General features: G+C 37.9%; 18 protein-coding genes and 1 riboswitch. Of the genes, 16 read left to right on the top strand and 2 right to left on the bottom strand.

The window, feature by feature from the left end; genetic code table 11:
* Window positions 1-494 precede the first annotated feature (494 nt).
* Window positions 495-947, top strand: coding sequence for an OsmC family protein (locus FUA48_RS06675; RefSeq protein WP_147582821.1), 453 nt, complete (start codon window positions 495-497; stop codon window positions 945-947).
* Between the two features lie 97 nt (window positions 948-1,044).
* Complete coding sequence (locus FUA48_RS06680; protein ID WP_147582822.1) at window positions 1,045-1,572, top strand: hypothetical protein; 528 nt, start codon at window positions 1,045-1,047, stop codon at window positions 1,570-1,572.
* A gap of 2 nt (window positions 1,573-1,574) precedes the next feature.
* Here FUA48_RS06680 and FUA48_RS06685 read toward each other — a convergent pair whose 3' ends face one another.
* Entirely contained in the window at window positions 1,575-2,048 is a 474-nt protein-coding gene (locus FUA48_RS06685) for a barstar family protein (protein WP_147582823.1), read from the bottom strand.
* Window positions 2,049-2,141: 93 nt separating this feature from the next.
* Window positions 2,142-2,247, top strand: a riboswitch (SAM riboswitch).
* Between the two features lie 87 nt (window positions 2,248-2,334).
* On the opposite strand from FUA48_RS06685, the gene FUA48_RS06690 reads away from it, so the two are divergent.
* From FUA48_RS06690 to metF, 3 genes are read left to right on the top strand one after another with little or no spacing between them, the layout of a single operon-like run.
* A complete protein-coding gene (locus tag FUA48_RS06690) occupies window positions 2,335-3,375 on the top strand; it encodes a homocysteine S-methyltransferase family protein (protein ID WP_147582824.1) in 1,041 nt (346 codons plus the stop codon).
* 2 nt (window positions 3,376-3,377) lie between these two features.
* Window positions 3,378-6,116, top strand: a complete 2,739-nt coding sequence (metH, locus tag FUA48_RS06695) for a methionine synthase (RefSeq protein ID WP_147582825.1) — start codon at window positions 3,378-3,380, stop codon at window positions 6,114-6,116.
* Window positions 6,117-7,073, top strand: a complete 957-nt coding sequence (gene metF, locus FUA48_RS06700; protein ID WP_147582826.1) for a methylenetetrahydrofolate reductase [NAD(P)H] — start codon at window positions 6,117-6,119, stop codon at window positions 7,071-7,073.
* Window positions 7,074-7,075: 2 nt separating this feature from the next.
* Here metF and gldA read toward each other — a convergent pair whose 3' ends face one another.
* Window positions 7,076-7,972: a gliding motility-associated ABC transporter ATP-binding subunit GldA gene (gene gldA / locus FUA48_RS06705; protein WP_147582827.1), complete on the bottom strand. Its 897-nt coding sequence runs from the start codon at window positions 7,970-7,972 to the stop codon at window positions 7,076-7,078.
* Between the two features lie 152 nt (window positions 7,973-8,124).
* Here gldA and FUA48_RS06710 point away from each other — a divergent pair, with 152 nt between their 5' ends.
* The 11 genes from FUA48_RS06710 to FUA48_RS06760 are packed head-to-tail and all read left to right on the top strand — an operon-like array spanning window position 8,125 to window position 20,383.
* Window positions 8,125-9,213, top strand: coding sequence for a bifunctional 3-deoxy-7-phosphoheptulonate synthase/chorismate mutase type II (locus tag FUA48_RS06710; RefSeq protein ID WP_147582828.1), 1,089 nt, complete (start codon window positions 8,125-8,127; stop codon window positions 9,211-9,213).
* A gap of 36 nt (window positions 9,214-9,249) precedes the next feature.
* Window positions 9,250-10,221 carry a ribosome small subunit-dependent GTPase A gene (rsgA, locus tag FUA48_RS06715; protein ID WP_147582829.1) on the top strand — a complete coding sequence of 324 codons (972 nt, stop codon included), beginning with the start codon at window positions 9,250-9,252 and terminating at the stop codon, window positions 10,219-10,221.
* Window positions 10,221-10,673, top strand: a complete 453-nt coding sequence (gene dtd, locus FUA48_RS06720; protein ID WP_147582830.1) for a D-aminoacyl-tRNA deacylase — start codon at window positions 10,221-10,223, stop codon at window positions 10,671-10,673. Before rsgA ends, dtd begins: the two co-directional genes overlap by 1 nt.
* A 50-nt stretch (window positions 10,674-10,723) precedes the next feature.
* On the top strand, window positions 10,724-12,625 hold the full coding sequence (locus tag FUA48_RS06725) for a DUF3857 domain-containing protein (RefSeq protein WP_147582831.1): 1,902 nt from the start codon (window positions 10,724-10,726) through the stop codon (window positions 12,623-12,625).
* Between the two features lie 24 nt (window positions 12,626-12,649).
* Complete coding sequence (locus FUA48_RS06730) at window positions 12,650-14,647, top strand: DUF3857 domain-containing protein (RefSeq protein ID WP_147582832.1); 1,998 nt, start codon at window positions 12,650-12,652, stop codon at window positions 14,645-14,647.
* 1 nt (window position 14,648) lies between these two features.
* The gene (locus FUA48_RS06735) at window positions 14,649-16,655 is read left to right on the top strand and encodes a DUF3857 domain-containing protein (RefSeq protein ID WP_147582833.1); all 2,007 of its coding nucleotides are present in this window, start codon (window positions 14,649-14,651) and stop codon (window positions 16,653-16,655) included.
* Between the two features lie 3 nt (window positions 16,656-16,658).
* A complete protein-coding gene (locus FUA48_RS06740; RefSeq protein WP_147582834.1) occupies window positions 16,659-18,371 on the top strand; it encodes a DUF3857 domain-containing protein in 1,713 nt (570 codons plus the stop codon).
* Between the two features lie 29 nt (window positions 18,372-18,400).
* A complete protein-coding gene (locus FUA48_RS06745) occupies window positions 18,401-18,583 on the top strand; it encodes a hypothetical protein (RefSeq protein WP_147582835.1) in 183 nt (60 codons plus the stop codon).
* 3 nt (window positions 18,584-18,586) lie between these two features.
* Window positions 18,587-18,913, top strand: a complete 327-nt coding sequence (locus FUA48_RS06750) for a nucleotide pyrophosphohydrolase (protein WP_129750908.1) — start codon at window positions 18,587-18,589, stop codon at window positions 18,911-18,913.
* A gap of 33 nt (window positions 18,914-18,946) precedes the next feature.
* On the top strand, window positions 18,947-19,156 hold the full coding sequence (locus FUA48_RS06755; protein WP_129750909.1) for a hypothetical protein: 210 nt from the start codon (window positions 18,947-18,949) through the stop codon (window positions 19,154-19,156).
* Window positions 19,157-19,159: 3 nt separating this feature from the next.
* Entirely contained in the window at window positions 19,160-20,383 is a 1,224-nt protein-coding gene (locus FUA48_RS06760; RefSeq protein ID WP_147582836.1) for a 3-phosphoshikimate 1-carboxyvinyltransferase, read from the top strand.
* The last annotated feature ends 48 nt before the right edge of the window (window positions 20,384-20,431 follow it).

Here is a 20,431-nt window from a genome sequence, read left to right on the forward strand (position 1 = left end):
TTCAAGTTCCCTGAAATTTAAATACGTAGTATTTATAGGCTGATTTTGTGTTTTTTAAATGTTAATTTTTATTTTGGGTATTGCGTATGTCAGGAATTGTTCAGAAGTTTGTTACTCAAAATCAGAAGAAATGAAATTTAATATTTGTCATACATTTTACTTTATGTGGAAAACTTCCGCAGGGGTGACTGTTGACTAATTTTAAATCAAAAAATTATATAAGCACAGTAAGCCCCTGCCAACAGCAGGGGCTTTTTTATTTTAAGAAAAAAACTAAAACAGGAACAGGGTATGAAAACCTTCACATTTTTTAAATCATTTATTATTTGCCATCACATTTGTTATACATGGATGTGGATGCCCCATTGCTGTTACCAAAAGCGAACGACTTAATCTGTAGTTTATATATAACCCAAGTTTAAAGTCCTTTTGGTAACCCTCCAAAAGGACTTTTTTTATTTCAAATCATTATCAATAGCTTAAAAAAAATAATTATGAGTGCAACTTCAATTAATGTACTGGGGTATACAGGAAACAATAAACAGTTTGTTGTAAAAACCCTGAATACTGATTTAAGGATCAGTGAGAATGAAAAATTTCCCGAACTGGAAGGCCCTAACCCTTACGAATACATTCTTGCCGGTTTTGCAGGGTGCATCAATTCGCTGGGTCAGCTGGTGGCAAGTGAACAGGGCTTAACGCTGGACTCACTTCAGGTGGAAATTACTGGGAACTTTAATGTTGCAAAGTATGAAGGCAGGCCTACTAAAGAAAGGGCAGGTTTTAATAAACTGGAAATTACCCTTAAGCCTACAACAAAGGCACCGTTAACCGCATTGCAAAAATGGCTGAAGGAAATACAGGACCGCAGCCCTGTTTATGATAATCTGGTTAATGCCACTCCGGTAGACCTGATACTCTATAAAGAATACAATTACTCTAACTAAGAGGAAAAGATATATAAGTTGTTTTTTGTTTGTTTGTGAAGAACTGCCACCTCCCGCTAAAGCGGGAGAAGCAGTTTCTTAAAAAAAGAAAATCGTAATGAATAATAGAATCAATATAGTGCTCTTTGGTATAGGAAATATAGGGAGCGCATTAATAAATAAAGTTTTAAAAGAAAGAAAAGAACTGGCACTTGAGAGTAAGATAGATTTCAGGTTTCCTGTAATTACAAACTCATCGGTTGCCTTTTTTGCAAAGGAAGGTGCTAATTTTTCATGGGAAGCCAACTTTATACAGTTTAGTATTCCGTTTAAGATGGAAGACGTGGTTAGCTATGTTCTTGCTAATAATATTAGTAACCTGATTGCGGTTGATGCCACTGCCGATGCTAAGCTGCCATCGCAATATATAAAACTGATACAGGCAGGGTTTAATGTGGTATCGGTAAATAAAACTGTTGCTGATCTTCCTGCTGATTTTAAGGAAAACGTAAAACTGGCAGCATCGGTACGCGGACTGGAAAGCACTTTTGTACACAATGCTAAAGGGGATAAGCATGCAGCTGTAGAAAAGTTATTTGAGTCGCTTATAGAAATAGCCGAAAAGCAAAAAAGGCTTGCGGCTTAATGTTACCAATCCCAGGATAACTCTATGGAGCCTAATGGGTGTAATGGATATTTGTTGCTTTTAACTTTAATTAAAATTATTAAACGTTCATTAAATAACAAATGACGTCTTGAACTTGCTATAAATATATCCATAAGTGTATGAGCTGTATTTATATTAAGAGTATCCAGATTTCGGAATACTACAACAAGTCCGTCATTTGTTATTTCAAGTTCGTTAAGACATTCGTTTAAAGCACCGTAGTTTTTTCCATAATAGCCCGGAAACTCAAGCTTATCAGAAAGTTCAAAGTGCATTAATTCCTGTGTTTCCCATGTGCTGCAATCAAATTCTGTTACGTTGTAATTTTCAGATTCCAGCCAGGAGATATCGTTTTTTAAAGATGCATCTTCAGTATAGGGCTTTATAGATCCACGACACATTATCTGATAATCCAGTCTTTGCCATGTGTCCGGATTGTTGTCAAACTTGAACATTTTTCGGAATTAAGAAATTTGATTCAAAATTAAAACAAATTTGTTTTGTAACAATTTATTACATTACTTTGCAGGGTTCTTTTACACATTGATTTGTTATCACGAAAGGCAGAGGGAATAGACCCGTTGAAGCCTTAGCAACCCTTTAATCTTTAAAGAAGGTGCTAAATTCTACCGCAATTGAGCGGATAGATAACACAAGAAATATACTTACGGTATATTAACTCCACTTTTTTTGATGACATATTGATTTTATAACGGAACATTAATCCGAATATAAACTGTTATGTCAAAAATACATCAGGCCCTTAATGAAAGGATACTTATACTGGACGGCGCCATGGGTACCATGTTGCAGCGGTATAATTTTACTGAAGAAGATTTCAGGGGCGAACGATTTAAAGATTTTCCGCATCCGTTAAAAGGCAATAATGACCTTTTAACACTTACCCAGCCACAGGCTATAAGGGATATTCATGCCCAATATTTTGAGGCAGGTGCCGATATTGTTGAAACCAATACATTTTCGGGCACTACTGTTGGTATGGCCGATTACCATATGGAAAGCCTTGTTTACGAACTTAACTATGAGTCGGCAAGAATTGCCCGCGAGGTAGCTGATGAATATACCGCTAAAAATCCTGATAAACCCCGATTTGTAGCAGGTTCCATAGGGCCTACAAACCGTACGGCAAGTATGTCGCCCGATGTAAACGACCCCGGATTCAGAGCCATAACTTTTGATGACCTTTTAATTGCCTATAAAGAGCAGGTGCATGCCCTTATTGAAGGAGGTAGTGATATTCTGCTGGTAGAAACCATTTTTGATACGCTTAATGCAAAAGCGGCCCTTTTTGCCATAGAAGAGGTAAAAGATGAGTTGGGTATAGATATACCTATCATGGTTAGTGGTACAATTACCGATGCTTCGGGCAGGACACTGTCAGGGCAAACGGTAGAGGCATTTCTTATTTCTATTTCACATATTCCTTTATTAAGTGTGGGCTTTAACTGTGCGCTTGGTGCCGATCAGCTTAAACCGTACCTGAAAAGGCTGGCTCATAATACTTCGTTCAACGTGTCGGCACACCCTAATGCGGGTCTGCCTAATGCATTTGGACAGTATGACCAGACACCGGAAGAAATGCAGCAGCTTATTAAAGAGTATCTGGATGATAACCTTATTAATATTATTGGGGGGTGCTGTGGTACAAACCCTGAGCATATTAAACTGATAGCTCAGGTGGCAGCGCAGTACAAACCCCGAAGCCCCCTAACCCCCAAAGGGGGAATAGTAACAGACTCACTTAAACAGGGAATTATTTAGTTATGGAAAAGAGTCAGTTTATAGAAAATAATCAGGAATTTTTATCAGGTTCTTCTGCTCCCCCTTCGGGGGCAGGGGGGGCTAGATACCTAAAACTATCGGGGCTGGAACCGTTAATCGTAACGCCCGAAAGTAATTTTATTAATGTGGGAGAACGTACCAATGTTACAGGTTCCCGAAAATTCTTGCGCCTTATAAAAGAGGAGAAGTATGAGGAAGCACTCGATGTAGCGCGTGCTCAGGTGGAAGGCGGTGCCCAGATTATTGATATTAATATGGACGAGGGCATGCTTGATGGTGTACATGCCATGACTACTTTCCTGAACCTTATAGCATCTGAGCCGGATATTGCCCGTGTACCTGTTATGATAGACAGTTCCAAATGGGAAATTATAGAGGCAGGGCTTAAGGTTACTCAGGGAAAAAGTGTAGTAAACTCCATTAGCCTTAAAGAAGGTGAAGCACTTTTTATTGAGCATGCAAAAAAAGTAAAACGCTATGGGGCAGCGGTAATTGTAATGGCTTTTGATGAGGTGGGTCAGGCTGATACCTACCAAAGGCGTATAGATATATGCAAGCGTTCCTATGATATACTGGTTAATCAGGTAAATTTCCCTCCGGAAGATATCATCTTCGACCCGAATATTTTCCCGGTAGCTACCGGTATGGAAGAACACCGTAAAAATGCCCTTGACTTTTTTAAGGCCGCCCAATGGATAAGGCAAAACCTGCCTTATGCTCACGTGAGCGGAGGAGTAAGTAACGTATCGTTCTCCTTTAGAGGTAATGATAAAGTAAGGGAAGCTATGCACTCAGCATTTTTATATCATGCTATTCAGCATGGTATGGATATGGGTATTGTTAACCCGGAAATGCTTGAGGTGTATGATGAAATAGATAAAGACCTGCTGGAGCATGTTGAAGATGTGCTTTTAGACCGCCGTGATGATGCTACCGAAAGATTATTGGCTTTTGCTGATAATGTAAAAGGAGATGTGAAATCTGTAGAAAAGCAGCTGCAGGAATGGCGTGCACTTCCGTTACAGGAAAGAATAACACATGCTCTGGTAAAAGGAGTTGACGAATTTATAGAAGCAGATGTTGAGGAAGCACGTCTAAGTGCAGTTAAGCCTATTGAGGTTATCGAGATAAATCTTATGGCTGGTATGAATGTAGTGGGCGACCTGTTTGGGAGTGGTAAGATGTTTTTACCGCAGGTAGTAAAATCGGCACGTGTAATGAAAAAAGCAGTGGCCTATCTGTTACCTTATATTGAAGAGGGTAAAGGTAAAGGAACCTCGGCTGGTAAGGTGTTAATGGCCACAGTAAAAGGAGATGTGCACGATATAGGTAAGAATATAGTATCGGTAGTGCTGGGATGCAACAATTTTGAGATTATAGATCTTGGGGTTATGGTTCCGCCCGAAAGAATTATCGAAACCGCCATAAAGGAACAGGTAGATATTATAGGGCTTAGCGGGCTGATAACACCTTCGCTTGACGAAATGGTATATCTGGCAAAAGAACTTGATAAGCTTAACATCAGTATCCCAATTATGATAGGCGGGGCTACCACATCGAGGGCACATACTGCGGTAAAGATTGCGCCTGAGTATAGGGAAACCGTTGTACATGTTAACGATGCCTCAAGGGCAGTAACCGTAGCGGGTAACCTTATTAATACAGGTACAAAAACCGAATATTCAAAAATAATAAGGAAAGAGTATGATAAACTTAGAGAGGGTTATTTAAACCGTTCGCATGATAAGGATTTCCTTTCCATAGCCGGTGCAAGGGCAAATAAGCTTCAGTTGGACTGGGGTAATTACATTGCCCATAAGCCTAAGGCTATCGGGATACATACTATAGCACCTTCATTAAAAGAACTGGAACCTTATATAGACTGGACACCGTTTTTCCGTACGTGGGATTTACATGGTAAATACCCTGATATACTAAAAGATGAAATAGTAGGGGAGCAGGCGGTGATCCTGTTTGAGGATGCCCAAAAGATGCTGGCAGATATTGTTAGTGAAAACTGGATGCAGGCCAAAGGAGTATACGGTATATTCCCTGCCAATCAGGTGAATGATGACGATATAGCCGTGTATGATGAAAACGGAAGCGAGCTGGTAACGTTTCTTACGCTAAGGCAGCAGTCGCAAAAAACAAAGGGTGCGCCAAATATAGCTTTAGCCGATTTTGTTTGTCCGAAAGAAGCAGGTAAAACCGATTATATGGGAGCCTTTTGTGTAACCACAGGTTTTGGTGTGGATGAAAAAGCTGCAGCGTTTGAAAAAAATCATGACGATTATAACTCGATAATGGTAAAAGCTCTGGGTGATCGTTTTGCGGAAGCCTTTGCAGAATATCTGCATGAAAAGGTAAGAAAGGATTTTTGGGGGTATGCCGCTAATGAGGACCTGAGCAATGAGGCACTTATAAAAGAAGAATATAAAGGTATACGTCCGGCACCGGGTTATCCGGCTTGTCCTGACCATTTAGAGAAAAACACAATCTGGCAGCTGCTGGATGTTGAAAATAAAACAGGTGTAACCTTAACCGAAAGCCTTGCCATGTGGCCGGCATCATCGGTATCAGGATATTACTTCGGTAATCCTGAAAGTAAGTACTTCGGACTTGGGAAAATAAAACAGGATCAGGTTGAGGATTATGCCAAAAGAAGAAATATAAGTATTGATGAAGCCGTAAAATGGCTTAACCCAAATATTGCAGATTAGATGAAAGTAACTGAGCATATAGAAAATGCAAACGGAAAAACACTTTTCTCTTTTGAGATACTGCCTCCGCTAAAGGGGCAAAACATACAGTCTATTTTTGACAGTATAGACCCGTTAATGGAGTTTAAGCCGCCTTTTATAGATGTGACTTACCATAGGGAAGAATATACTTTTAAGGAGTTGCCCAGCGGACTGCTGGAAAAGAAAGTGGTAAAAAAGCGTCCGGGTACTGTAGGTATCTGTTCGGCTATACAAAACAAGTATGGGGTAGATGCTATTCCGCATATACTTTGTGGTGGCTTTACCAAAGAGGATACCGAGAACTTTTTAATAGATCTTGATTTCCTGGGGATAGAGAATGTTGTTGCCTTAAGGGGAGATGCCGTAAAGAGTGAAATATATTTTAAGCCCGAAAAGGAAGGAAATGAGTATGCCAGCGAACTGGTAACACAGATTGTAAACCTTAATAAGGGGATTTACCTGGATGATGATTTACTAAATACATCGGCAACAGATTTTTGTATTGGTGTGGCAGGCTATCCTGAAAAACACATGGAAGCCCCAAGCCTTGACAGCGATATTTATTTCCTGAAACAAAAGATAAAGAACGGAGCCTCTTATATAGTGACCCAGATGTTTTTTGATAATAAGAAATTCTTTGATTTTGTAGCCAAGTGCAGAAAAGAAGGAATTACTGTGCCTATTATACCGGGACTTAAGCCGCTATCAACAAAAAAACAGCTTAACCAGATACCGCACCGTTTTAAGGTAGACCTGCCGGATGAACTTATTATGGAAATAGTTAAAGCAAAAGACAACGATGCCGTTAGGCAAATAGGTATAGAATGGTGTATTGCCCAAAGTAAGGAACTGGTAGCAGCCGGCATACCGGTACTGCATTACTATTCTATGGGCAAGTCAGATAATATTAAGGCTATTGGCAAGGAAGTCTTTTAGGCTTACTTCTTGGTCATTTCCCTGAAAACAGACTCAAGGTTTCTGTTTTTAAGGCTTAACTGTAACGTCTTAATGCCGTTATTTTGTGCAAAGTCAAAAATTACAGGGCGCATATCTTTATCCGTACCGAACGTAAGTTCCCATATGTGTCCCTGTACGTTTTTGGCATTTACCAAATTTGGAAGGCTTTGCAATAGCGGTTCATTAACAGCAATATCAAATTCAACCTCAATAACCTGATTGGTATCTTTTACCAGGTTGTTGAGGTTTTTATCTGTAACAATCTCTCCGTTATTAATAATAATAACCCTGTCACATATAGCCTCTACTTCCTGCATGATGTGAGTAGACAGGAATACGGTTTTGTCTTTACCTATGTTTTTAATAAGGTCACGTATCTCCACAAGCTGATTGGGGTCAAGTCCTGTGGTTGGTTCATCAAGAATAAGTACTTCAGGGTCATGAAGCAGGGCAGTAGCAAGCCCAACACGCTGGCGGTAACCTTTAGAAAGTGCTCCTATTTTTTTATGTGCCTCAGGGGTAAGCCCTGTAAGTAGTATTACTTCGTCAATTCTGGATTTGGATACCTTATATACATCTGCATTAAAAGCCAGGTATTCCCTAACATACAAATCAAGGTACAGCGGATTGTGCTCCGGTAAGTAACCAACAGATTTCTGTACTGCTTTCTGGTCGTTGTTTACATCATGCCCGTTAACAGAAGCGCTGCCTTCATCTGCAATAAGGTAAGTGGTAAGTATCTTCATTAATGTAGATTTTCCGGCACCGTTAGGTCCTAAAAAACCAACAATCTCTCCTTTTTTTACTGAAAATGAAACAGCATTAAGCGCTTTTTGTTCGCCATAGCTTTTAGAAATATCCTTAACCTCGATTGACATATGTTGTGATTTTGAACAAAAGTACTAAGAAAAATAAATGTTGGGTATATAACCTGTTAATTTTATGAAATTGTGCCATGCGCTTGTTTAACCCTTATATACTTGGTATTTATAACGTGTAAATGCATTAAATTTGTATCCGGATGCAAAAAATGGAAAACAATATTGAAGTTAGAAGGTGGCTGGAAGATTTTAATCTTTCGCACCCGTTAGTTATAGCAGGCCCCTGCAGTGCAGAAACTGAGGAGCAGGTGCTGGATATTGCAAAACAGTTAAAACAATCGGACGTTACAATATACCGTGCCGGGATATGGAAGCCACGCACCAGGCCTGGAGGTTTTGAAGGTGTAGGTGCCATAGGGCTTAAATGGCTGCAAAAGGCTAAGGAAGAAACCGGAATGCTTATGGCGGTTGAGGTGGCAAATGCCCACCATGTACAACTGGCTTTGGAACATGATATAGATGTACTTTGGATAGGTGCGCGCACCACCGTTAACCCTTTTGCGGTTCAGGAAATTGCCGATGCCCTTGCGGGTACCGATAAGATTGTTTTGGTAAAAAATCCTGTGAACCCTGATTTGGCCCTTTGGATAGGCGGAGTTGAAAGACTTTACAATGCCGGGATTGAAAAACTGGGCGTAATACACAGGGGGTTCTCTACCTATGAGAAAACCAAATACAGGAACATACCGGAATGGCAGCTTGCCATAGAACTTCATGAAAGGTTTCCGAACCTGCCCATTATCTGCGATCCTTCACACATAACTGGTAAGCGGGATATGATACAACAGGTGTCGCAACAGGCACTTGATCTTAATTATGACGGGTTGATGATTGAAACCCATAATAATCCGGATAAGGCATGGAGCGATGCTGCACAGCAGGTAACACCCGATACGCTTAAGCAGATATTAAAGAATCTTGTGGTACGCCATAAATCGGTAGAAGGAGATGCCTTTAATGATAAGCTGGAAAAACTAAGGCTTCGTATTGACGAATATGATACCAAACTGATAGAAATATTAGGTAACCGTATGCGTATTGCCGATGAGATAGGCGTTATTAAAAAAGAAAATAACGTAGCCATACTTCAAAACCGCCGTTGGAAATCCATTCTTGAAAAAATGAAGGCAGGAGGAAAGGAAGAAAGTCTGGGTGAGGAATTCATACTACAGCTTTTCAGGGCAATTCACCAGGAAAGCATCAATCATCAGCAAAACGTTATTAATAAGGAAGAATAGCAAAACTCATGGGTTTAAAATAATTATCTTTGCCGAATGACAGGACTTGTTTATAAATCTACCGGTAGCTGGTATACGGTAAAAACCGAAGAAGGTGATTTTTATGAATGCCGTATAAAGGGTAAATTCCGTATTCAGGGAATTAAGAGTACTAACCCCGTGGCAGTAGGTGATGTGGTGGATTTTGAACTTGATGAGACTTCGGACGATACTACAGGTACCATTAATAATATACAAGAGCGTAAAAACTATATTATCCGCAAATCGGTAAACCTGTCTAAGCAGGTTCATATTATTGCTTCTAATATAGATGCGTTATTCCTGCTGGTAACAATAAACAACCCTGTTACCACTACCAGTTTTATAGACCGTTTTTTAGTAACTGCCGAGGCCTACGGTATTGAAGCGGTTATTGTTTTTAATAAGATAGATACTTTTAATGAAGAGTCGCTGGATGAACAGTTGTACCTTCAGTACATATACAGCTCGATAGGTTATAAATGCTTAAGGGTTTCGGCCGTTGAGGATAAAGGCATAGAAGAGCTTAAAGAGATGATGAAGGATAAAATAAGCATGTTTTCGGGGCACTCGGGTGTCGGGAAATCTACCCTTATCAATAAATTACAGCCTTCATTAAACCTAAAGACCAAAGAAATTTCCGAACAGCATAGCCAGGGACAGCATACCACTACTTTTGCCGAGATGTTTGATCTTGATTTTGGGGCTAAAATCATTGATACTCCGGGAATAAGAGGGTTTGGTGTAGTGGATATGGCAAAAGATGAGCTTGGCGATTATTTTCCTGAGTTTTTTGAACTTAAAGACCAATGTAAGTTTAATAACTGCCTGCATAAAAACGAACCGTTTTGTGCCGTGAAGGAAGCACTGGAAAATGATGAAATTGCCTGGTCGCGTTATAAAAGCTATATACAGATGCTGGAAGGTGAAGACGAAAACTACAGGACAGATATTTATGGCGATGGTCGTAATAATGATAACGAAGATTAATGAGGGCAGTAATACAGAGAGTCAGTGAAGCTTCGGTAACCATAGGAGGTAAGAAGACAGCTGATATAAAACAGGGACTTTTAATTTTGATAGGTATAGAAGATGCCGACACAAAAGAAGATGTCGACTGGCTTTGTGCCAAGATTTCCAAACTAAGGATTTTTGGTGATGAGGATGGTGTGATGAATCTGAGTGTTACCGATGTTAATGGCGATATTATTGTGGTGAGTCAGTTTACACTTCATGCTGCAACAAAAAAAGGGAATCGCCCTTCTTATATAAAAGCTGCAAAACCTGATGTTGCAGTTTCGTTATATGAAAGTTTTGTTCAATGCCTTAAAAATGAGACAGGAAAGCCTGTTCAAACAGGTGAATTTGGTGCCGATATGAAAGTAGCTTTAATAAATGACGGGCCCGTAACAATTTTAATTGACACAAAAAACAAGGAATAATTTTCATTTTTGTTAAAAACGGCTATTTTTGGCTAAAAGATTTTAACAAAATGTTTTTAAGAAAATACACACCTTTACTTCTGCTGTTCATACAGTTATCGGTTTTTGCACAGGAAAACCTTTCTATTTCCGGGATTCCGGATAATCTAAAAGAACATGCTAATGCCGTTGTGCGCCTAAGCAAAACAGATGTTGTTATCGATTCGCGTAAGTCGATGACCATTACCAGCAAAAAAATCGTGACAGTTTTTAACGAGACCGGTTTTGATGATGTTGATACCTATGAGTATTTTGACGAAACCAGAAAAATAAAGTCTATAGAGGCTGTTATTTATAATGCTTTTGGGGCTGAGGTTAAGAAAATCAGGAAAAAAGATTTCAAAATGTCGGCTGTATCACAGGGAGCGGGAATAACCGATACAAAAGCTTTATATCTTTCTTACACTCCCGTACAATATCCTTTTACCATAGTTTTTGAGAGTGAGGTACAAACAGCCAATACTGCCTTTATAACCCCTTGGATGCCTGTGTCAGATTTGTACATGAGTGTGGAGAAATCCGAATTCAATATACAATATGCTCCGGAACTTGGGTTTAGGTATAAGGATTATAATTTTGATGATATTACATTAAAAAAAGAAGAGTCTGAAGGAATGTTGAAGCTAAGCTGCGAGAATGTTCCTGCCATAAAATCAGAAGAATATAGTCCGTATAAAAAGATTATGCCTAAGGTAATGTTCTCCTTAACAAAATTTCACTTAGAAGGTGTTGACGGAGAGGCAAGCGACTGGGCTTCTTTTGGTAACTGGTATTACAATACACTGCTTACAGGTACAGATGAGGTGCCTGAGGAAACCGTTGCTAAAATAAAAACATTAATAGGTGATGAGACCGATCCTATAAAGAAAGCAAGAGTAGTTTATAAATATGTACAGGATAAAACCCGCTATGTAAGCATACAGTTAGGTATAGGCGGATGGAAACCTATGCTGGCAAAAGATGTTGACAGATTAGGGTATGGCGACTGTAAAGCACTTTCTAATTATACAAGATCATTATTAAAGGCTGTAGGTGTGGATTCTTACTGTGCGATTATTTACGGAGACAGGAGAAAACGTGATATTTCTGATGACTTTGTGTGTATGCAGGGTAACCATATGGTACTCGCAATACCTAATAACGATGAACTGGTTTGGCTGGAATGTACCAGCCAGATTGCTCCTTTTGGATTTCAGGGTGATTTTACGGACGACAGGATGGCACTTATAATTACACCCGAAAAAGGTGAGCTTGTAAGAACCCATATTTATAAAAAAGAAGAAAATACCCAGTATGTAAAAGGGAGTTATACTTTACTTGATAATGGTAAGATTACAGGTGAGTTAACAAGGGTTTCTAAAGGAACACAATATGATGATAAGTATATGTATGAAACCAGATCTAAAGATGATTTGGATAAATTGTATAAATCACGATACTTTAATAACATTAATAATCTAAAACTTAATAAGACCGAGTTTGCCAACAATCGTGAAAAGCCTGAGCTTACCGAAACAATAGAGCTTGAGGCAGAGAGTTACGGAAGTGTGAGCGGAAACAGGATGATGTTTGTTATCAACGCTTTTAACATGAGTACTTATGTGCCGCAACGATACAGGAACAGGCATAATCCGTTTGAGATAGAACGAGGCTTTTTAGACAGCGATGAGATAGTAATTACCCTTCCTGAAGGATATACTATTGAGGCCTTGCCAAACGCTGTTGAGATAAAAGAAAAGTTTGGAGAATATACATCAGTTTTAGAATTGAAGGATGATAATACCCTTGTTTATAAAAGGACATTTTCTTTAAATAAGGGTCTTTATGAAAAATCTGATTATGATTTATACAGACAGTTTAGAGAAAAAATAGCCCGTAACGATAATGCTAAAGTAGTATTGCTTAAAAAATAAATACCACAACCAAATTAACCAACCATGAAAATTTTTAACCTTATCGCATTCCTGTTAGTGACAGGTTTTGCAGCACACGCCCAAAAATATGAATTGGGAGAAGTAACAAAAGAAGAACTGGAACAAAAAAGTCATCCTACAGATCCCTCGGCATCCGCAGCAATACTTTTTTCAAAAGGAACCACTTATATGGATTACAGTGCAAGTAGTGGTTTCATGATTGTTACTGAGGTTGATACAAAAATTAAAATATACAATAAAGACGGATATGACTGGGCTAATAAGATCATTAGTTATTACAGTTCTGATAACGGAGATGAAACGGTTGATGTAAATAAGGCTGTTACCTATAATCTTGCAGACGGTAAAGTAGTAAAGACCAAGCTTAAAAAAGAGGGTGAGTTTACAGAGCAGGTAAACAAATTTTATAAGCAGAGAAAAATTATGATGCCCGATGTTAAGGAAGGCAGTATTGTAGAATATCGCTATACGGTAAGGTCTCCTTTTATAAGTCTTTTTCCTGAATGGAGGTTTCAGGAGCCTATACCGGTAAATTACTCGGAGTACACAACCAGAATTCCTGAATACTTTACATATAAACCCAATTTTAGGGGGTATTTAGCTCCTAAAGTATCTAATTCTGCTGCGAATAAAAGGATTACTTATGTTGAGAAGGAAAGGACAGGCAGGGGTACTCAGTTTTCTAATGGGCAAATAGATTACTCAGAAAAGGTTGCCACTTATGTTATGGAAAATGTTCCTGCACTTAAGGATGAGTATTATGTAAATAATATAGATAATTATACAAGTAGTATTGAGCATGAACTTGCCATAACCCAATATCCCGGAGAAACGGTAAAATCATATTCACACTCATGGGAAGATTTAGCCAAAACAATATACAATTATGATGATTTTGGTGGTGAGATAAAAAGGACCGGGTATTATGAAGACGATTTGAATGCGCTTCTTTCCGGTGCAGATACTCAGGAAAAAAAGATAGGGGTAATATTTAGTTATGTTAAAAACAGAATGAACTGGAATAGCTATTATGGCTATACGTGTCATGACGGAGTTAAACAGGCCTATAAAAACAAGACGGGTAATGTTGCCGAAATAAACCTTATGCTTGTTTCAATGCTCAATTATGCCGGATTAGAAGCAAATCCGGTGTTGGTTACAACAAGATCCAGTAAAATTGCACTTTTCCCTACCAGATCTGCTTTTAATTATGTTATAGCGGCGGTGCAGGTTGGAAATGAAATAGTGTTGCTTGATGCAACATCTAAATCTGCATTGCCAAATATATTACCTGTTCGATCATTAAACTGGAACGGCAGGTTGATAAGAAAAGACGGAAGTTCTTTAGAAATAAGTATGTTCCCGCAATCAAATTCAAAAGAGTTAATTACCATAATAGCTGCTATTGACGAAGAAGGTAAAGTTTCGGGTAAGGCAAGAGATCAGTACTTTGACTACAATGCCTTTATCTTTAGAGAATCTCATTCTAATTCAAATCTGGATAGTTATCTGGAGAAACTTGAAAAAAGGTATGACGGTATTGAAATAGAAAATTATTCGGTAACTAATGATGATTTAAACAAGCCGGTAGTAGAGGAGTTTAATTTTGTGCATAACAATATTTCAGACATCATAGGGGATAAAATATATGTACATCCTTTATTGTTCTTTGCTGAAACAGAAAATCCTTTTAAACAGGAGAAAAGAGAATACCCTATAGATTTTGTATACCCAAGACAGGACAGGTATATGATAACGTTAAGTATTCCTGAGGGTTATGTGGTAGAGTCAATTCCAGAATCATTGGCATTGGGAATGGAGCAGAATATAGGTTCGTTTAAGTTTTCTATTCAGGCAAATGAAAAACAGATACAGCTTATTGCCACAACAGAAATTAATTATTCTAACATTCCGCAGGATTACTATACCGTAATTAAAGATTTTTACCAGAAAATGGTAGAAAAGCAAACCGAAAAAATTGTTTTAAGTAAGAAAATATAATATGAAAAAGATTTCTTTAGTAGTAACATTATTGCTGTCGGGTGTACTATTTGCCCAAAATTATAAACCTGGAAAAGTTTCTGAAAAGGAGCTTAAAGAAACTCAATATCAGGGAGACCCCTCAGTTGCGGCTTCCATATTGAATAAGGAAGGTAAAATTTATTTTGATTTTAATAGTCAGGGTAAATGGGTAATTGTTACTGATGTACTTGTAAGGCTAAAAGTTTATACTAAAGAAGGGTATAATTATGCGAACGTAGAAATTCCGTATTATGATTATGCGGCCGACTGGGAGGATGTGAAATTTTCTGATGCAGCAGTGTATAACATTGTTGACGGAGAGATACAAAAAACCAAAGTAGAAGATGACGGGCTTTTTACAGAACAGACCAATAAAAAATGGCGTACTAAAAAAATAACATTTCCTAATGTAAAGGAAGGTTCTGTTATAGAATACAGGTATATTAAGAAATCACCATACCTTTCAAGCCTTCCAGACTGGTATTTTCAGTATTCAATTCCGGTAAAGCATATTGAAGTGGAATTTGCAGTTCCGCATTACTTTATATATAACAGGGTAAAAAGCCCGTATATAGAGCTAAAAGAAGGTAAGGAAACCAGACAGGTAGTAAGACAGTATAGTCATGTAGCTAAAAAAGGCCCTTATGGGGTTTCCAGTTCTACTTTGCGTTCTGAAAGCGGACAGGTAGGGTTTTATGAAAATGTATATACCTATGAGGCAGAAAATGTTCCTGCACTAAAAACGGAAGCTTTTATTGATAATATAAATAATTATAAGTCTTTTATTAAACATGAACTGGCGAGTGTTCAGTATCCGGACTCTGAAGAAAAAAAATATGCATACGACTGGGATAGTGTTGCGGCACTTATTTATAATGAAGAGAGTTTTGGGGAAGAAATAGATAAAAGCGACTACTATCAAAAAGACCTTAATTCAATTTTAGAAGGTAAAATTAACCGTGAAGAAATTACAACCTTGGTTTTTGAATATGTGAAAAACAGGATGGCATGGGATGGTGAGTATGGTTATACGTGTAAAAAGGGAGTGAAGAAAGCCTATGAAAGCAGGTCGGGAAATGTGGCCGATATTAACCTTATGCTTATTTCCATGTTAAGATATGCAGGTTTAAAGGCTAATCCGGTATTGTTAAGTACAAGAGATAAAGGCCATGTGGCTTTTGTGAACAGAGATGAGTTTAATTATGTTATAGCAGGTGTAGAAATTCAAAACAAAACAATACTTCTTGATGCTACCAGTAAATATGCAACACAAAATATACTTCCCGTAAGGGATCTTAACCTTTTTGGCAGGATGATTAAGGAAAATCTTACTTCAAAAGAGATAAGCCTGTTGCCTGAGCAGAAATCAAGAAAAAATGTTGTGATTATTGGTGAGGTTAATACAGATGGTACAGTAATGGGTAAATGTAAAATTCAGAATTATGATTACAATGCTTTAGCCCTTAGGGAGATGTATAATGGTATTAATGATGAGGCAAAAATCCAGAGGTATGAAAATAGTCTTGCCGTGGAGCTGAGTAATTATGAGCTTAACGATTTAAATGATGCTGCAAAGCCGGTTTCTGAAAGTTTTGATTTTAAGACAAGTACAGATGTGGCAGGTAATAAGATTTATATATCTCCTTTATTAGGTTTTAGTGTGACTCAAAACCCTTTTAATGAGACCGAAAGAAAGCTTCCTATAGATTTTATTTACCCTCAAAATGAAAGATATATTATAACCTTTACGATTCCGGAAGGATATGTTGTAGAATCTATACCTGAATCTGTTTTGTATGCTACTCAGGATGATTATGTTTCTTTTAAGTTTACCGCTACGGTAAATCAGAACAATCAGTTACAGATTATAGCCCAGGAAGATTTGTCTTTTGCACGATTTAATCCTGAATATTATACTACGCTAAAGGATATTTATGGCGATATAGTTAAAAAACAATCTGAGAAAATAGTGCTGGTAAAAAAATAGAGGATGAAAAATATTTTCACTTTACTGTTAATGAGTTTTGCCTGTACTGTTTTTGCAGGTGATTTTAAGTTAGGTAAAGTATCAAAAGAAGAACTTGAGGAAAAAGTACATCCGCTTGACCCTTCTGCAAAAGCCGCTGTTTTATATAAAAAAGGGAAAACCTATTTTGACATAGATAATGAAAGGTGGGTTATTTTTACTGAAGTAGAGGTAAGGGTTAAGATCTATAGTAAGGAGGGGTACGATTGGGCTAACGTTGCTGTACCCTATTATTATAAAAGGGTAAGTGGGGAGTCGGTTACTTTTAAGGAGGCTGCTACTTACAATCTTGTTAATGGTGAAATACAAAAAACATCTTTAAACAAAGATGAAGAATTTACAGAAGAGCTAAGCAAGACCAGAAGACAGAAAAAGATAATGCTTCCTAACGTAAAGGAAGGTTCAGTAATTGAGTATAAGTATATTGTTAAGTCGCCTTATATTTATAATCTTGAAGACTGGTTTTTTCAGGATAAAATTCCTGTAAATTATGTTCAATATAACCTGAATATTCCTCAGTTCTTTTCCTACAACCGTATAATTAATTCGTATTACCCCATAGAGGAAAAAACCGATATTGTTAAGCGTACTATAATAGACAGGCACGCTAAAATCACTTTGCATGAGATTGCTCAGGAGTATGTGGTAAAAGATTTGCCTGCCTTTAAAACCGAAGCCTATATAGATAATATTGATAATTACCTGCTTTTTGTAAAGCATGAGCTTTCCGAAACGAGGGATATGAATGATAAGGTTACAAAATTTGCCTCAAATTGGGAGTCGGTAGCCAAGGTGTTGTATATGGAAGATGATTTTGGTGACGAGCTTAAAAAGACAGCGTATTTTAAAACCGACATAGACGCTCTTTTATCTGGTGTTACCGATGACAGAAAAAAAATGGAAACTGTTTTCAACTATGTTAAAAACAGAATGTCCTGGTCAGGCAGATATGGTTTGACAAGTTGGGAGAGCGTTAAAAAGGCCTATGATGAACGTTCGGGTAATTCGGGTGAAATAAACCTTATGCTTACCGCAATGTTAAAATATGCGGGCCTAAAGGCGAGTCCGGTAATTATAAGTACCAGAGACAATGGCATTGCTTCATATATTAGTGTTTATGCATTTAATTATGTAATTGCCGGGGTAGAGTTTGGCGATGAAGTAGTATTGCTGGATGCCACTAGTAAATATGCTGAACCCGGATTGTTACCTGTTAATGATTTGAACGGTTATGGCAGGCTTTTAAGGGAAGATAAAACCGACAAAGAAGTGAAGCTTAATCCAACCGTTAACTCAAGAGAAAGCGTTTATCTTACAGCTCAAATAAATACAGACGGTATCGTAACAGGTAAAACCAGTAACAGGTATTACGACTATAATGCCATAAGATATAGAGAAAAATATGCTGATATTAATGAAGAACAGCATATAGAGCAGGCAGAAAAGAAAAGAGGGAATGTTGAAATAAGTGATTTTGAGTTTAAAGATGCTAAAGAAACTGAGGTTAATTTCAGTTTTACAGCTAAAGGTGCCGAGGTAATTGGAGATAAAATTTATGTTTCGCCGCTTTTGTTTTATGCTGAGACTGAAAATCCGTTTAAGGAAGAAAAAAGATTGCATATCCTTCAACAGGAAGGTTTACTTTTGTACTTACAATTCCTGAAGGCTATGAGGTAGAATCGCTGCCAAAGGCTGCACGTTTTGCAATGGTAGATAATATTGCTACTTTCACTTTTAATATAGCCCAGGAAGAAAACCTTATACAGGTTGTCGTAGTCAATAGCGTTAATTACTCCAGTGTTGGTGCAGAATATTACAACAGCCTTAAAGAGTATACTGCTAATATTGTTAGCAAGCAGTCAGAAAAAATTGTACTTAAAAAGAAATAAAAGATGGATATAAAGAATGCACAGCTTGAGGTAGATAACTGGATTAAGGAACACGGAGTGCGTTATTTTAACGAACTTACCAATATGGCACAGCTTACCGAAGAGGTAGGTGAGGTAGCAAGGATTATTGCGCGCCGATATGGGGAGCAAAGTGAAAAGGAGAGTGATAAAAGTAAAGATCTTGGCGAAGAACTGGCAGATGTGGTATTTGTAGTGCTTTGCCTGGCTAACCAAACGGGGGTTGATCTACAGGCTGCATTTGATAAGAAGATGGACCTGAAAACCAAGCGTGATCACGATCGCCATCATAATAACGAGAAACTGAAGTAATTTGCTTATTTTTGAGAAGCTAATATTCAGATTATGAAGAGTAAGATTGCACATTTTATAGGAGGGATAATCATTTATTTTCCGTTAGCCGTATTGCTGGTGTTTATAGATGGTTGGGATGACTTTCAAAACAAATGGCGTTTTATGATTAGCTTTACCCTGAGTATGACATTGTGTGAAATGTTCATTCTTTCTAAAATCAGGGAAGGAAAGTGGTTTAAAAAGAAAAGTAATACTCATTAGATAATGAATCTTAAGTTAAAAGCATCCTCAAGGATGCTTTCTTCGTCAATACAAATTACCGGAAGCAAGTCAGAAACCAACAGGCTTTTGTTACTACAGGCATTATACCCTCTGATAGAAGTTGAAAACATTTCTGAGTCGGATGATGCTGATGCGATGATAAAGGCACTCCATAGTACTGAAAGTGTTATTGATGTTCATCATGCAGGTACAGCCATGCGTTTTCTTACGGCATTTTTTGCTGTTCATGGTAACAGGGAGATACTCCTTACAGGTTCTTCAAGAATGAAGGAACGCCCCATCGGTATTTTGGTTGATGCACTTAGAGAACTGGGAGCTAAAATAGAGTATGCTGAAAAAGAGGGGTATCCTCCATTAAGAATAGGTAAGTTTGAAATAACAAATAATAAGGTTTCGCTAAAGGCAGATGTTAGTAGCCAATATATAACAGCATTGTTACTTGTAGTCCCAAAATTAAAAAACGGAATTGAAATTACCCTACAGGGTAAAATAACATCCCTGCCCTATATTAATATGACCTTAGGGCTTTTAGCTGAGGTAGGAATTGATGCTCAAATGACAGGTAATGTTATTAAGGTTAGTCCGCTTCGTGAGATGAACCCGGTAAAGGTTGTTGTGGAGAGTGACTGGAGCAGTGCTTCTTACTTTTATTCATTAATCGCTTTGGCGGAAGAAGGTTCTCAAATAGAACTTTCATCATATAGGCAAGGGAGTCTTCAGGGGGATAGTGCCCTTATAGATATATATAAGTTTCTTGGTGTAGAAACTACTTTCAGTAATGATAGTATTGTATTGCGTAAAACAAGTTTAAGGCCTAAAGTGGTTAATCTTGATTTGAACAATACCCCTGATATTGCCCAAACTATAGCTGTAACCTGTTTAGGTTTGGGAATTGGCTGTAGGCTCACAGGTTTGCACACGCTTAAGATTAAAGAAACAGACAGGCTTCAAGCATTAAGGGTAGAACTTACAAAGTTGGGAGCTGGTGTTATTATAACAGAAGATTCACTTGAGTTACAGCGTGTGCTGCAAATAAATCATAATGTGGCTATAGATACCTATAACGATCACAGAATGGCAATGGCTTTTGCGCCTTTGGCTATAAAAGTGCCTATTGTAATTAACGATGCTCAGGTTGTTTCTAAATCCTATCCTGCCTTTTGGGACGACTTTAAAAAAATAGGTTTTATTGTTGAAACGCTTTAATAGCGGGCGTTACGGTAATTAAAAAATAAATATATCCCAAAATACTTG

It is taken from the genome of Flavobacterium alkalisoli (assembly GCF_008000935.1).
In the GTDB taxonomy this organism is placed as follows: Bacteria; Bacteroidota; Bacteroidia; order Flavobacteriales; family Flavobacteriaceae; genus Flavobacterium; species Flavobacterium alkalisoli.